At 71.9% G+C, this 13,107-nt stretch carries 13 protein-coding genes; 11 read left to right on the top strand and 2 right to left on the bottom strand.

Translation table 11 applies throughout. The features are described from left to right. Positions 1-218 precede the first annotated feature (218 nt). Entirely contained in the window at positions 219-1,589 is a 1,371-nt protein-coding gene (locus ACLF3M_RS04920) for a vWA domain-containing protein (protein WP_430655742.1), read from the top strand. A gap of 64 nt (positions 1,590-1,653) precedes the next feature. Further along, the gene (argB, locus tag ACLF3M_RS04915) at positions 1,654-2,538 is read left to right on the top strand and encodes an acetylglutamate kinase (RefSeq protein WP_430655741.1); all 885 of its coding nucleotides are present in this window, start codon (positions 1,654-1,656) and stop codon (positions 2,536-2,538) included. 40 nt (positions 2,539-2,578) lie between these two features. Here the strand turns inward: argB and ACLF3M_RS04910 are convergent, their stop codons facing one another. Continuing rightward, positions 2,579-3,478: a polysaccharide deacetylase family protein gene (locus ACLF3M_RS04910; RefSeq protein WP_430655740.1), complete on the bottom strand. Its 900-nt coding sequence runs from the start codon at positions 3,476-3,478 to the stop codon at positions 2,579-2,581. 68 nt (positions 3,479-3,546) lie between these two features. Between ACLF3M_RS04910 and ACLF3M_RS04905 the strand changes: the two genes are divergently transcribed. The 7 genes from ACLF3M_RS04905 to ACLF3M_RS04875 all read left to right on the top strand — a co-directional run bounded on the left by ACLF3M_RS04905 (position 3,547) and on the right by ACLF3M_RS04875 (position 9,603). Continuing rightward, positions 3,547-4,158, top strand: coding sequence for a LysE family translocator (locus ACLF3M_RS04905; RefSeq protein WP_430655739.1), 612 nt, complete (start codon positions 3,547-3,549; stop codon positions 4,156-4,158). Between the two features lie 4 nt (positions 4,159-4,162). Then, the gene (locus tag ACLF3M_RS04900; protein ID WP_430655738.1) at positions 4,163-5,602 is read left to right on the top strand and encodes an amidase; all 1,440 of its coding nucleotides are present in this window, start codon (positions 4,163-4,165) and stop codon (positions 5,600-5,602) included. Continuing rightward, on the top strand, positions 5,599-6,480 hold the full coding sequence (locus ACLF3M_RS04895) for a fumarylacetoacetate hydrolase family protein (protein ID WP_430655737.1): 882 nt from the start codon (positions 5,599-5,601) through the stop codon (positions 6,478-6,480). The genes ACLF3M_RS04900 and ACLF3M_RS04895 overlap by 4 nt, the downstream gene beginning before the upstream one ends. Positions 6,481-6,536: 56 nt before the next feature. After that, positions 6,537-7,505 carry a tripartite tricarboxylate transporter substrate binding protein gene (locus ACLF3M_RS04890; RefSeq protein WP_430655736.1) on the top strand — a complete coding sequence of 323 codons (969 nt, stop codon included), beginning with the start codon at positions 6,537-6,539 and terminating at the stop codon, positions 7,503-7,505. Between the two features lie 92 nt (positions 7,506-7,597). Further along, positions 7,598-8,776, top strand: coding sequence for a M20 family metallopeptidase (locus tag ACLF3M_RS04885; RefSeq protein WP_430655735.1), 1,179 nt, complete (start codon positions 7,598-7,600; stop codon positions 8,774-8,776). Between the two features lie 3 nt (positions 8,777-8,779). Further along, positions 8,780-9,187 (top strand): acyl-CoA thioesterase, encoded by a 408-nt coding sequence (locus tag ACLF3M_RS04880; RefSeq protein ID WP_430655734.1) that lies wholly within the window; start codon positions 8,780-8,782, stop codon positions 9,185-9,187. Beyond that, a complete protein-coding gene (locus tag ACLF3M_RS04875) occupies positions 9,184-9,603 on the top strand; it encodes an acyl-CoA thioesterase (RefSeq protein WP_430655733.1) in 420 nt (139 codons plus the stop codon). Before ACLF3M_RS04880 ends, ACLF3M_RS04875 begins: the two co-directional genes overlap by 4 nt. Positions 9,604-9,752: 149 nt before the next feature. Here ACLF3M_RS04875 and ACLF3M_RS04870 read toward each other — a convergent pair whose 3' ends face one another. After that, entirely contained in the window at positions 9,753-10,724 is a 972-nt protein-coding gene (locus ACLF3M_RS04870; protein ID WP_430655732.1) for a tripartite tricarboxylate transporter substrate binding protein, read from the bottom strand. A 107-nt stretch (positions 10,725-10,831) separates the two neighbouring features. On the opposite strand from ACLF3M_RS04870, the gene ACLF3M_RS04865 reads away from it, so the two are divergent. Continuing rightward, on the top strand, positions 10,832-11,995 hold the full coding sequence (locus ACLF3M_RS04865; RefSeq protein WP_430655731.1) for a diaminopropionate ammonia-lyase: 1,164 nt from the start codon (positions 10,832-10,834) through the stop codon (positions 11,993-11,995). 78 nt (positions 11,996-12,073) lie between these two features. Then, on the top strand, positions 12,074-13,039 hold the full coding sequence (locus tag ACLF3M_RS04860; protein ID WP_430655730.1) for a Bug family tripartite tricarboxylate transporter substrate binding protein: 966 nt from the start codon (positions 12,074-12,076) through the stop codon (positions 13,037-13,039). Positions 13,040-13,107 lie beyond the last annotated feature (68 nt).

Below are 13,107 nucleotides of genomic sequence, written 5' to 3'. Positions count from 1 at the left end.
GCCGCCATACGCGACCGGTCCCGGCGCAGCAACCTGGGCCGCAGCCCTGTGGTTTCGAGTCGCGCGCTGCGCGCCAGGGTTGAAGGTCCTTGGTACGAGACGCGCCGCGGGTTGTCAGGGGCAGGAGGGCGCAGCCCGTGATCGCAATTCCGTGATCGAGGTCTTCATTTGCATCCGGTGGTTTGACCGCCGGTGCTATGACGTTGTCAGATCGTCACATGTGCCGTGCGCTTCTCGTGCTGGCGTGGCTCGTGCTCGCCCTCGCCGCGCCGGCGCAGGCGCAGGACACGATGCTCGTCCTGGACGCCTCCAACTCGATGTGGGGGCGGGTGGACGGGCGCGCCAAGATCGCCATTGCGCGGGAGGCGGTGGCCGCACTGTCCACCGCCCTGCCGGCGCAGACCCGGATGGGCCTGATGTCCTATGGTCACCGGCGGGCCGGCGATTGCCAGGACATCGAGGTGCTCATCCGTCCCGGGCCGCTCGACGCCTCGAGCTTCGCCCGGGCGGTGGACGGGGTCACGCCGCGCGGCCGCACGCCGCTGGCCGAGAGCATCACCCAGGCCGCGCGCCTGGCGCCGCGCATCATCCTGGTGTCCGACGGGATCGAGACCTGCCTGCCTGATCCCTGCGGGACGATCCGGGCACTGAAGCTGCGCATGCCGCGGCTGCAGGTGAACGTGATCGGCTTCGACGTGCCGATGGCGCGCGACCAGGCGCAGCTTCGCTGCATCGCCCAGGCGACCGGCGGCCATTTCGTGCCCGCGGCCTCGGCGGCCGATCTCGCCCGCGCTCTGGTGGATGCCGTGGGCTCGGCTTCGCCGCCGCCGCCCGCGCCGCCGCCCGCGCCGCTCGCCTTCACCACGCTGACACTGGAGGCAGTGGAGGCGGAGGACGGCGTCCCTGTCCAGGTCGGCGATTGGACGCTGGTCACGCTGACCAGCCCGCAGCGCACGGTGCTGTCGGGCAACTCGCTGACGCGGCCGATCGTGCGCGTGCCGGCCGGCCGCTACGAGGTGCGGGCCCGCGCGGGGTCGCTGCGCGTGATCGAGCGCTTCGACGCGGTCGCGCCCGCCACCACGCAGCGCGTCGTCTTCAACCCCGGCCTGCTGCGCACGATCGGCGCGCTGTCCGCCGAGACCGCGCCGCGTGGCGGCAGCTGGATGGTCTGGGCCGACGAGGTCGCGGGCTATCGCGCGGGCGAGCCCGTGCTGAGCTCCGACCAGGCTCAGCCGCTGATGCGGCTGGTGCAGGGCAGCTACCGCGTCCGCTACCGCGTGGGAGAGGCCTCGGCCGACGCCGTGGTCTTCGTCCCGGCCGGCGAACTCGTGACGCTGCGCGTGGATCTCGGTGCCGGGGAGATGCAGCTCGCCACGCGGCGCAACGGCGTGCCGGTGCTGGCCCAGGCGTGGGAGTTCATCCGGCAGGGCGACAGCATCCCCAGCATCGCCTTCTCCGACGTCAGGCCGCGCGTCGTGCTGCCCGCGGGCCAGTGGCTGGTCCGGGCGAGGGTGGACAATGCCTGGTACGAGATGCCGGTGCGGCTGGCGCCGGGCGAGGTCTCGGAGGTCTCGATCCCGGTGATCTGAGGGTCCCTTGACCCTGCCGGGCCTGCCGCCTATCGGCCCGGGACGCACACGGAACGCCTGGCCCATGACCGATGACGCGCTGAACCAGATGGCGGCCCTTGCCGGCGCGCTGCCTTTCCTCAAGCGCTACGACGACGAGACCATCGTGGTGAAGTATGGCGGCCACGCCATGGGCGAGGAGGAGACGGCGCTGCGCTTCGGGCGCGACATCGCGCTGCTGGAACAGGTGGGCGTCAATCCTGTCGTGGTGCATGGCGGCGGGCCGCAGATCAACGCGATGCTGAAGCGGCTCGACGTGAAGTCCACCTTCGTGCAGGGCCTGCGCGTCACCGACGCCGAGATGCTTGATGTCGTCGAGATGGTGCTCGCCGGCCCGGTCAACAAGCAGGTCGCGGAGGCCATTACGCGCGCCGGGGCGATGGCCGTCGGCATCTCCGGCAAGGATGGCGGCCTGGTGCGCGCGAGGAAGGTGACGCGGCGCGTGAAGGACGAGGCGACGGGCGAGGCGCGGGACGTGGACCTCGGCTTCGTCGGCGAGCCCGAGCGGATCGACCCGAAGATCCTGGAGTTGCTGATCGGGGCCGACATCGTCCCCGTGGTCGCGCCGGTCGGCGTGGGCGCGGATGGGCAGACCTACAACATCAACGCCGACACGGTGGCCGGCGCGATCGCCGGCGCGCTGGCGGCGCAGCGGTTACTCATGCTGACCGACGTGCGCGGCGTCCTCGGGCCCGATGGCAGGCTGATCCCGGAGATGACGGTCGCCGAGGTGCGCAAGGGCATCGCCGATGGCTGGATCTCGGGCGGCATGATCCCGAAGGTCGAGACCTGCATCTATGCCGTGGAGCGCGGCGTGAAGGGCGCAGTGATCCTGGATGGCCGCGTCCCGCACGCCGTGCTGCTGGAGCTGTTCACCGACGGCGGCGCCGGCACGCTGATCCGGCCGTAGCCACCCTCTCCCCCATGAGGGGGAGAGGGCCTTTCGCCCCCTACTTCCCCCCGTTCTCCCGACACCACCGCGCCACCTCGGCATGCGTGCCGAACCACACGCCGGGCAGCGCCTTCATCCGCTGCACCAGGCGATCGAGCATGCTGATCCGGCTGCGGTGGCCGATGACATGCGGGTGCATCGTCAACAGGAACAGCCCGCCTTCGCGATAGGCGCCCTCGAACTCGCCGTAGAAGATCTCCTCGACCGCCGAAGGCGCGGTGTAGGGACGGAGCGCGGAGAAGCGGACGAAGTTGAAATAGGGCGCGTCGTCGCGGATCCACTCCGGCGGGAGCTCGACGATGCCGGTCGGCACGCCGTCATCCACCAGCTCATAGGGATCGTCGTCGGCCATCAGCGAGCTGTCGTAGACCAGCCCGAGCTCCTTAATGATGCCCATGGTGTCCACGCTGAAATCCCAGCTCGCGGTGCGCATGCCGACCGGGCGCTGGCCGCTGACCTTCTCCAGCGTGTCGGCGGCGCGCAGCGTCAGCTCGCGCTCGACGCCCGGCGGCAGCTTGGTGTTGGCCTCATGGATCCAGGAGTGGATGCCGATCTCGTTGCCCTCGGCGGCGACGGCGCGGATCTCCTCGGGGTGCAGCAGGGCGGAGACGGCGGGGTAGAAGAAGCTCGCGCGGATGCCGTGGCGATCCAGCAGCGCGCGGATGCGCGGCACGCCCTGGCGGTTGCCGAACTGGCCCTGGCTGATGCGCATCGGGCTCTGGTCGGCGTCGCGCAGCGGGATGGTCTCGTGGTCCGCATCGAAGGACAGCGTCACAGCGCAGCGCGCGCCGCCCGGCCAGGATGTCGGCGCCAGCGACCGGCCAGCGCGGGCGCGGCCGACGATCCTCCGCCACTGCGGCTCGGTCCATTCCCACGGGTTCTCGCTGAGCTCAGCCATCCGTTCCTCCGCCGTCGTCGGTGTTCCCTACGCTTGCATGGCGCGGCGCGCGGCGCGAGTGTCGGCGGATGGAAATCCTTGCCCTGCTCGGCTTCGCCCTGGCGCTGGCCGTCTCGACCGCCTCGCCGGGCCCGACCATCGCCAGCCTGCTGTCGCGCGTGGTGGGCGGCGGTCCGCGCGGCATCGGCTGGTTCTGCCTCGGCCTGCTGGTGGGCGATGCGATCTGGCTTGCCGCCGCCGTGTTCGGCCTCGCGCTGCTGGCCGAAGCGGCGCAGCCGCTCTTCCTCGTGCTGAAATGGCTCGGCGTTGCCTATCTCGCCTGGCTGGCCTGGCGGCTCTGGACGGCGCCGGCCGAGGCGCCGGGCGACGCGCCGCCCCCGTCGGGCGAGGGTGGGCGCCTGGTCGCCGCCGGGATCGTGCTGACGCTCGGCAATCCGAAGACCATGCTGTTCTACACCGCGCTCACGCCGACGCTGCTCGATGTCCGCGCCGTGGGCCTGGCCGATCTAGCCGTGCTGCTCGCGACGCTCGCGGTGGTCTACGGCGCCGTTCTGGCGGCCTATGTCGCCCTTGCGGTGCGCGCGCGGCGGCTGTTCCGCAGCCGGCGCGCCGTGCGGCGGATCAACCAGGCCTGCGGCGCCGCGATGGCCGGCGCCGCGGTCACCATCGCCGCACGCTGACGCCATGACGGAGACCGATCCCGCCCTGATGTCGGCGGAGGACCTTCTCGGCCTCTATGCCCGCCGCGCGCTGAGCCCCATCGAGGCGCTGAAGGCCGTGCTGGAGCGCGTCGCGCGCTACAACCCGTGGGTCAACGCCTTCGCCGTGATGAACCCGCAGGCGCTCCGCGCGGCCGGGGAAAGCGAGGCGCGCTGGATGGCGGGCCGCCCGATCGGCATGCTCGACGGCGTGCCGAGCACGGTTAAGGACCTGCTGCACCTCGCGGGCTTCCCGACGCGCCGCGGCAGCCGCACGACCGACGCGAGCCCCGTGGCCGAGGACGCGCCGGCGGTGCTGGGGCTGAAGGCCGAGGGCGCGGTCATCATCGGCAAGACCACGACGACCGAGTTCGGCTGGAAGTCGCCCGGCGATTGCCCGCTGCACGGCATCACGCGCAACCCCTGGAACCCGCAGCGCACGCCGGGCGGATCGTCCAGCGGGGCGGGGGCGGCGGGCGCGGCCTGCTTCGGGCCGCTGCATGTCGGAACCGATGCCGGCGGCTCGATCCGCATCCCTGCCGCGTATTGCGGGCTCGTCGGGGTGAAGCCGACCTATGGCCGCATCCCGCAATGGCCGCATGGCGCCTTCTCCTCGGTCGCCGTGGCCGGGCCGATGACGCGGACGGTGCGCGACGCCGCGCTGATGTTCTCGGCGATGGCCCGGCACGATCTGCGCGACCCCGTGTCCCTGCCCGATGACGCGCGCGACTGGCGCGGCGGGATCGAGGACGGCGTGAAGGGGCTTCGCGTCGCGATCGTGCGCAGCTTCGGCTTCGAGCCGCCGCTGGACGCCGAGGGCGAGGCCGCGCTGCGCGTCGCGGCCACCCTGCTGATGGAGGCCGGCGCCATCGTGGAGGAAGCCGACCCGAGGATGCCGGATGCGCGGGCCATCTTTTCCCGCGTCTGGGGCGTGGCGATGGCGCGGGTGTGGGAGGCGACGCCCGAGATGCAGCGACCGCTGCTGGAAGCCGGCATCGGCGAGGTCGCGCAGCAGATGGGCGCGATGACGGCGGCGGAGTTCCTCGGCGCCGACATCCTGCGGGTGGAATGCGGGCACGCCATGGCACGCTTCCACCAGCGCCACGACCTGATCCTGACGGCCTGCACGCCGACGGCGGCCTTCGACGCGGATGCGCCGACGGTGAAGCCGCTGGAGTGCCTCTGGCGGGACTGGGCGCCCTGGACCTTCGCCTTCAACCTAACGCGCCAGCCCGCGATCAGCGTGCCGGTCGGATTGGACGAGCACGGCATGCCGCGGGCGGTGCAGGTGGCGGCACCGATGTATCGCGACGACCTGGCCTTCCGCGCGGCGCGCGCGATCGAGAAGGCGGCGAGCCTCCCCCTGGCGAAGCCGGAGGAAACCGGGCAGATGCGCGTCCCGAAGAACGGGAGTGAGCGATCATGAGGCTGGTGACCTTCACCCGGCCCGGCCGCGTGCGGCAGGAGATCGGGGCGCTGGCGGCGGATGGCGCGGTGCTCGACCTGGCGGCGGTCGAGCCGACGCTGCGCGGCGAGACCATGGCCGACCTGGCGGGTGCCGAGGCCGCGATGCTGATGCGCCTGCGCGCCGCGATCGCCACCGCGCCGAAGGTGGATGGCGCCAAGCTCTGCGCGCCGGTCCGGCCGCCGAAGAACGTCTTCTGCGTCGGCAAGAACTACCACGAGCATGCCAGGGAGTTCGCGGGATCGGGCTTCGACGGCGGGGCGAAGGACGTGGTGCCGCCCCATCCCGTGGTCTTCAGCAAGCCGCACACCAGCATCATCGCCAATGGCGAGAGGATCCTCGGCGACCTCGATCCCACCGGCGGACTGGACTACGAGGGCGAGCTCGCCGTCGTCATCGGGCATGGCGGGCGCGGCATCGTCAGGGCCGACGCGCTGGGGCATGTGTTCGGCTACACCATCGTCAACGACGTCACCGCGCGGCACCTGCAGAAGCGGCACAGCCAGTGGATCCTCGGCAAGGGGCTCGACAGCTTCTGCCCGATGGGCCCGGCGATCCTGACCGCGGACGAGGTGCCGGATCCCACGAAGCTGGTGCTGACGACCTGGGTCAACGGGGAGCAGCGGCAGAAGGCGCCGGTGGCCGACCTGATCTTCGACATCCCGACGCTGATCGAGGCGATCAGCGCGGCGATCACGCTGGAGCCCGGCGACGTCATCGCAACCGGGACGCCGGCCGGGGTGGGGATCGGGTTCAGCCCGCCGAAGTTCCTCGGGAAGGGCGACGTGGTGCGCATCGAGGTGACGGGGATCGGGGTGCTGGAGAACATGGTGGGGTAGGGCCGCATTGCGGGCGAGGGGCGCTCAGCTCGGCCGACAACAACGGGAGAAACGCCATGCACCGCCGCACCATCCTCGCCGCCACCGCGCTCGCGCCCCTGGCCGCTCACGCGCAGCCCGCGGAGTTTCCGACCCGCCCAATCACCCTCGTCGTGCCCTTCCCGCCGGGCGGGCAGGCCGACCTCGCCGCGCGGCCCGTGGCCGCGGCGATGGAGCGGATCATCCGCCAGCCCGTCGTGGTGCAGAACCGCGGTGGCGCGGCGGGCGCGATCGGCAACGCCTTCGTCGCGCGTAGCGCGCCGGATGGCTACACGCTGGTGATGGCACTGTCGTCCCTTGCGGTGATCCCAGAGGCCGAGAGGCTCTTCAACCGCCCACCGCCCTACACCGCCGACCAGTTCGCGCCGATCGCGCTGGTCAATGCCGATCCGACCATGCTGGCGGTCCCGGCCTCCGCCCCCTGGCGCAGCATCGCGGAGTTCGTGGACGCCGCGAAGGCGCGGCCGGGCGAGATCCCCTATGGCTCGTCGGGCACCTACGGCACGCTGCATGTCGCGATGGAAATGCTGGCGGCGTCCGCCGGGATCCGCCTGCTGCATGTGCCCTTCCAGGGCGCCGGCCCCGCGATCACCGCGCTGCTGTCGGGCCAGATCCAGGCGCTGGCCTCCGCGCCCGGCACGCTGACGCAGCATGTGCGGGAAGGGCGCATCCGCGTGCTGGGCTGCTGGGGCAAGGAACGCGTGCCGGCCTTCCCCGAGGTCCCGACCTTCATCGAAAGCGGCTACCCCGATGTCGAGTTCTACATCTGGGCCGGCATGTTCGCCCCCGCCGCCACGCCGGTGCCGGTGATGGCGGTGCTGCGCGACGCGGTGCGACAGGCCGTGCAGGACCCGCAGCTGATCCAGGCCTTCAACGCCGCAGGCGCGCCGGTCGCCTACATGGATGCGCCGGACTTCGCGCGCTTCTTCGCCGAGGACAGCGCGCGGCTGGTGCGCGCGGTGCAGAAGATCGGCCGGGTGGATTAGCCGGGAGGCCGCGCGGGGTAGGCTCTCCGGCCGACGCGCCCTTCCCGTTGCGGCGCGCCGATGGCAGCCTGCGCGCGGCAAGAGGGCACCGTATGAGCACCAACGAGACCGCGATCCTGACCTGGCTCGCCGAGCAGCGCGGCGCGATGATCGACGCGCTGCGCGCGATGGTGGACACCGACGGCGGCAGTTACGACAAGGCAGGCGTGAATGCCGTCGGCGCGCAGGTCGCGCGCTTCATGGCGGCGAACGGCATTGCCGTGCAGACGCTGCCGCAATCCCGCTTCGGCGACTGCCTGCGCGCCGTCGTCGGCGGCGAAGGTGGGAATGCCGGCAACGACAGGCAGAACATCGTGCTGATGGGCCACCGCGACACCGTCTTCCCGAAGGGCGAGCCGCAGCGGCGACCCTTCACGATCGAGGGCAACCGCGCCTATGGCCCCGGCGTCGCCGACATGAAGGCGGGCCTGGTGATGAACATGTTCGTCCTCGCCGCCTTCCAAAAATTCGGCGGCGCGCCCGGCCCGCTCGTCGCCCTCTTCACCGGCGACGAGGAGATCGGCTCGCCCGAAGGCCGCCCGGTGATCGAGGCGGAGGCGCGCAGCGCGCGCGTCGTCTTCAACTCCGAACCCGGCCGCCCCGACCAGGGCGTGGTGACCGGCCGCAAGGGCGGGGTCTTCTCGGTCTTCGACATCGAGGGCAAGGCCGCGCATTCCGGCGGCAACTTCGAAGCCGGCATCAGCGCCATCGGAGAGCTCGCGCACAAGATCACGGCGATCCACGCGCTGACCGACCTCGCGCGCGGCATCACGCTGAATGTGGGGCTGGTGCAGGGCGGGCAGAGCGTGAACACCGTCGCGCCCTGGGCGCAGGGCCAGATCGACCTCCGCTACGTCGAGCCCGCCGACCGCGACGAGGTCATGGGCAAAATCGACGCGATCATCGCCAGGTCCTTCGTGCCGGGCACGAAGGCGAAGCTGACGATCAGGGGCGAGTTCCTGCCGCTGACGCAGGACAACGCCTCGCGGCGCGTCTACGAGCTCTATCGCGGTGCCGCGCGGGAGGCAGGCTTCGACGCGAAGCCCAATTTCTCCGGCGGCTGCGCGGATAGCGGCTTCACCGCGGCGATGGGCGCGCCGACGCTCTGCGCGGTCGGGCCCGTCGGCGGCAAGGCGCACAGCCCCGAGGAGTATCTCGAGCTCGACAGCATCGTGCCGCGCGCGCAGGCGCTGGCGCGAGCGATCCTCCGCCTCGATGCCGCCGGAGTGTGAGCCATGCCCGACGCAGCGAAGCCGGCCGCCCCGCCGCAGGACCCGCCCCTGCTCCGGACCGTCGCCATGCCGGCTGACGCCAACCCGAACGGCGACATCTTCGGGGGATGGCTGATGGGACTGATGGACCTCGCTGCAGGGAATGCCGCGGGGCGCCGGGCGCGCGGCCGCGTCGCGACGGTCGCGGTGGACGCGATGGTCTTCCATTCGCCGGTGCTGATCGGCGACGAGGTCTCGATTTATGGCCGCATCGTGCAGGTCGGGCGCAGCTCCATGCGCATCGAGATCGAGGCGTGGCGGCGGGAACGCGCCGACGACAGCGCCAACCGCGTCACCTCCGCCGTCTTCACCTTCGTCGCCATCGATGCCGCCCGGCGGCCGCGCCAGGTGCCGCCGGAGCGTGGCGCGTGACCGGCCAGCCCTGGTCCATCCTGCGCCCTCACCGCATCCGCTGGATCGAGTGCGACCTCTACGCCCATGCGAACCACACGGCCTACCTGACGCTCTTCGAGGACCTGCGCATCGAGCATTGGGAGAAGCTGACGGGCGCGCCGCCGGGCTACGACCGCCCGAGCCCGGTCGTGGCGCAGATCGACGTGCGCTACCTCCGTGCCGCGGTCTTCCGCGACGAGGTCATGCTCGGCGTGCGCTGCGCGAGCTTCCGCCGCACGTCCTTCGTGCATGAATACGCAATGATGAAGGAGGGGCAGGATCTCTGCACGGCGCGCATCGTGTGCGTCGTCGCGCGCCAGGATACCGGGGAGAAGGTGCCGATCTGGGGGGAGTTGCGGGAGACGTTGCTGGCCGAGGGCGCCATCGAAGGATGAGGCGCCGGAACCCTCTCCACCCGCAGGGCGGAGAGGGCAGGGTGGGGGGGCGGCGCAACGCGAAGCGCAGCCCTATCCTGCACGTCCCCCTCACCCAATCCTCTCCCCCGTGAGTGGGGGAGAGGGCTTCGTAGGGCGCGCAGTAGCGACTACCCACGCCAGGGACGCGTCTGCCAGAGCCGCTTCAGATTGTCGTCCACGCCCTGCGCGAAGGCGCGGTATTCCGCGCCGACCATCGTGCGCAGCGGCATGGACTGGCGCTCCGCCTCGCGCCGGAAATCGGCGTCGGCCAGCGCGGTGCGGAACGCCGCCTCCAGCCGCGCGACGACCGCCGGCGGCATGCCCGGCGGGCCGATGATGCCGCGGCTCGCGCCGGCGACGACGTCGAAACCGAGCTCGCGGAAGGTCGGCGTGTCCGGTGCCTCGGGCTGGCGCTGCGCCGCGGCCTGGGCGAGCATGCGCACCTTGCCCTCGCGCTGCAGCTGCAGCGCGTCGCCGACATTGATCGCGGCGAGGTCCATGTTGCCGCCGAGCAGCTGCGGGATCAGCGGTGCGGTGCCGCTGAAGGGGACGTGCACCAGCGGTTGCAGCCCCGCGACGCCCTCGAACATCACCATGAAGAGGTGGTCGTCGCTGCCGATGCCGGTGGTGCCGTAGGTCAGCTGCCCGGGCCGCGCCTTCGCGGCGTTCACGAGGTCAGCGACGCTGCGCAGCGGGCTGTCGGCGCGGACGTAGAAGCAGTTCGCATCCTCGACGATGTTGCAGATGAAGGTGAAGTCCATCGCGCGGTAGCGCACGGCCCGTTCCAGCGGGATGGCGTTGTGCGCGGGGATGGTTGTGGCGCCGAGCACATAGCCGTCGGGTGCGGCGTTGAAGGTCGCCTCGAGGCCGAGCTGCCCGGCGGCGCCGGCGCGGTTCACGATGACGGGCCTGAGGCCCGGGATCTGCGCTGCGACCAGCGGCATCACCAGCCGCGCCATGATGTCCACGCCGCCGCCGGGCGGGAAGGGGACGATGACCTCGACGGGGCGGTCGGCAGGCCAGGCGGGCTGGGCCGCGACCAGGTGCGGCGCGGCAAGCGCCGTCGCGGCACCCAGCAGGATGCGGCGGGTCGTCATCATGTCGTCTCCTCCCGTGCTGGCGCGATCCTCGCGCGGCTTCAGGCGGGGGCGCAACAAGGATCCCGCCGGCTTGCGCCTCGCTCCGCCACGGCGGCACATTCCGCCCCATGATCCCCGCCCGCCCCTATCGCCTCTTGCTCAACCGCCGCCACGGCACGCCCGGCGTCGTCGTGCTGCCCGATGGCGGCTTCCGCCGGGCGCGCGCCGAGATCGAAGCCTGGCCGGGCTACGAGCCGACCCCGCTTGTCACGCTGCCCGATGTCGCGCAGGGCGCGCGGGTCGGCGCCGTGTCCTACAAGGACGAGGCGCCGCGCTTCGGCCTGGGATCCTTCAAGGCGCTGGGCGGGGCCTTCGCGGTGCAGAAGCTGCTCACGACCGAGCTCGCGCGGCGCGACGTCGCGCCGAATGCCGGCGCCGCGGCGCTGGAAACCGGCGAGTTCAGGGACGCGACATCCGCCATCACCGTGACCTGCGCGACGGACGGCAACCATGGCCGCTCCGTCGCCTGGGGCGCGAAGCGCTTCGGCTGCCGCTGCGTGATCTACGTGCATGAGGGCGTGTCGCAGGGCCGCCGCGACGCTATCGCGCAGTATGGCGCCGAGATCCGGGTTGTCCCCGGCAATTACGACGACGCCGTCCGCGCCTGCTCGCAGGAGGCCGGGCGCGAGGCCTGGTTCGTTGTCTCCGACACCTCCTGGGCTGGCTACACCGAGGTGCCGCGCGACGTCATGCAGGGCTACCGCCTGATGGCCGAGGAGGCCGCGAACCAGATCGAGGCGCCGCCGACGCATGTCTTCGTCCAGGGCGGCGTGGGCGGCCTCGCGGCCGCGGTCTCGGTCCAGATGCGGGGCCGGTTCGGGGCCGGGGTGAAGCTGGTCGTGGTGGAGCCCGACAGGGCGGCCTGCCTGCTGGCCTCGGCCGAGGCGGGAGAGGCAGTCTCGGTCCAGGGCGACCTCGATACGCTGATGGCGGGGCTGGCCTGCGGCGAACCCAGCATGCTGGCCTGGCAGGAACTGGAACGCGCGGCCTTCGCCTTCATGGCGGTCCCGGACGACAGCGCGGTGGACTGCATGCGGCTGCTGGCCCGCCGCAAGCCGGCGGTGGTCGCGGGCGAGAGCGCGGTGGCAGGCCTCGCGGCGCTGCTGCTGGCGGGGCGCGATCCCTTCTCCCGCGGGATGCTCAGGCTGGATGCGGACAGCCGCGTCCTGCTGTTCGGGACGGAAGGCGCAACGGACCGGGAGACCTACGAAAAGCTGGTCACGGGCGCTTGACGGCAGGTCCTGTTTGCCGCAACCGCGGCACTCCGGGCGCGCTTGTCCGGCACGTCCAAGAAACTCCCGAGGAATGCCATGTTCCGCCGCATGTTCCTGGGCGCGGCCGCCGCGCTCTCCCTGCCGGCCATCGCGCGCGCCCAGGGCCAATGGCCCAGCCAGCCCGTGCGCCTGGTCGTTCCCTTTGCCGCCGGCGGCCCGACCGATATCCCCGCCCGTCTCTTCGCCGAGCGGATGGGCGAGTTCCTGCCGAACCGCGTGATCGTGGAGAACCGGACCGGCGCCGGCGTCGTCGTCGGCACCGATGCCGTGGCGAAGGCGCCGAAGGACGGGCTGACGCTGCTCTACACCACCGTCGCCCATGCCTCGCTGCGCGGCCTGTTCCCGCGCCTGCCCTTCGACATGGCGGACCTGACGCCCGTGGCGCTCGTCGGCGTCATCCCGATGATCATCACCGTGAACAAGGACTTCCGGGCGCGCGACCTGCGTGAGCTTCAGGCGCGCTTCCGCGAGGCGCGGCAGGGGCTCGACTACGCCTCCTCGGGCAATGGCGGCGCGAACCACCTGGCGGCCGCGCTGATGCTGCAGCGCATGGGCGTGACCGGGAACCACGTGCCCTATCGCGGCACCGCGGCCGCGATGCCCGACGTGCTGAACGGCACCGTGCCGATCATTGTCGATGTGGCCACCACTGCCGTCACCTTCGCCCAGCGGGGCGAGACGCGGGCGCTGGCCGTGATGGACACGCGCCGCCTGCCGCAACTGCCGGATGTCCCGACCACCGCCGAGGCCGGCTTCGACGACCTCACCGCGTATACCTGGCACATGGTGCTCGCGCCGACCGGCACGCCGGCCCCGGTGATCGAGGCCGTCAACGCGGCGTTCAACCGCGCGGCCGCGGAGCCCGTGGTGCAGCAGCGCCTGGGCGACCTCGCGATGCGTCTGGTCTCGGATTCGACCCCCGCCTCCGCCGCCGCCTGGCTGCGGGAGGAGACGGCCAAGTGGGAAGGGCTGATCCGCCAGGCAAATATCCGGGTGGAATAGGCCTCTCCCCGAAGCCGGGGCGTTGACTCCGGCGCGCGCCATCCTTCATTGCAGGCGCGCAAAGCAAC

The organism is Falsiroseomonas sp. HW251, assembly GCF_050563545.1.
Classification (GTDB): domain Bacteria; phylum Pseudomonadota; class Alphaproteobacteria; order Acetobacterales; family Acetobacteraceae; genus Falsiroseomonas.
The sequence above is the reverse complement of the archived record's forward strand: the minus strand, read 5'-3'. Positions and strand labels throughout refer to the sequence as shown.

Excerpts from the sequence above, each read along its gene's own strand:
- ACLF3M_RS04870 (WP_430655732.1), bottom strand. The coding sequence starts at position 10,724 with ATGATGACGACCCGCCGCATCCTGCTGGGTGCCGCGACGGCGCTTGCC.
- ACLF3M_RS04920 (WP_430655742.1), top strand. The coding sequence starts at position 219 with ATGTGCCGTGCGCTTCTCGTGCTGGCGTGGCTCGTGCTCGCCCTCGCC.
- ACLF3M_RS04905 (WP_430655739.1), top strand. The coding sequence starts at position 3,547 with ATGGAAATCCTTGCCCTGCTCGGCTTCGCCCTGGCGCTGGCCGTCTCG.
- ACLF3M_RS04890 (WP_430655736.1), top strand. The coding sequence starts at position 6,537 with ATGCACCGCCGCACCATCCTCGCCGCCACCGCGCTCGCGCCCCTGGCC.
- ACLF3M_RS04865 (WP_430655731.1), top strand. The coding sequence starts at position 10,832 with ATGATCCCCGCCCGCCCCTATCGCCTCTTGCTCAACCGCCGCCACGGC.
- ACLF3M_RS04860 (WP_430655730.1), top strand. The coding sequence starts at position 12,074 with ATGTTCCGCCGCATGTTCCTGGGCGCGGCCGCCGCGCTCTCCCTGCCG.
- ACLF3M_RS04900 (WP_430655738.1), top strand. The coding sequence starts at position 4,163 with ATGACGGAGACCGATCCCGCCCTGATGTCGGCGGAGGACCTTCTCGGC.
- ACLF3M_RS04910 (WP_430655740.1), bottom strand. The coding sequence starts at position 3,478 with ATGGCTGAGCTCAGCGAGAACCCGTGGGAATGGACCGAGCCGCAGTGG.
- ACLF3M_RS04880 (WP_430655734.1), top strand. The coding sequence starts at position 8,780 with ATGCCCGACGCAGCGAAGCCGGCCGCCCCGCCGCAGGACCCGCCCCTG.
- ACLF3M_RS04885 (WP_430655735.1), top strand. The coding sequence starts at position 7,598 with ATGAGCACCAACGAGACCGCGATCCTGACCTGGCTCGCCGAGCAGCGC.
- ACLF3M_RS04895 (WP_430655737.1), top strand. The coding sequence starts at position 5,599 with ATGAGGCTGGTGACCTTCACCCGGCCCGGCCGCGTGCGGCAGGAGATC.
- argB (WP_430655741.1), top strand. The coding sequence starts at position 1,654 with ATGACCGATGACGCGCTGAACCAGATGGCGGCCCTTGCCGGCGCGCTG.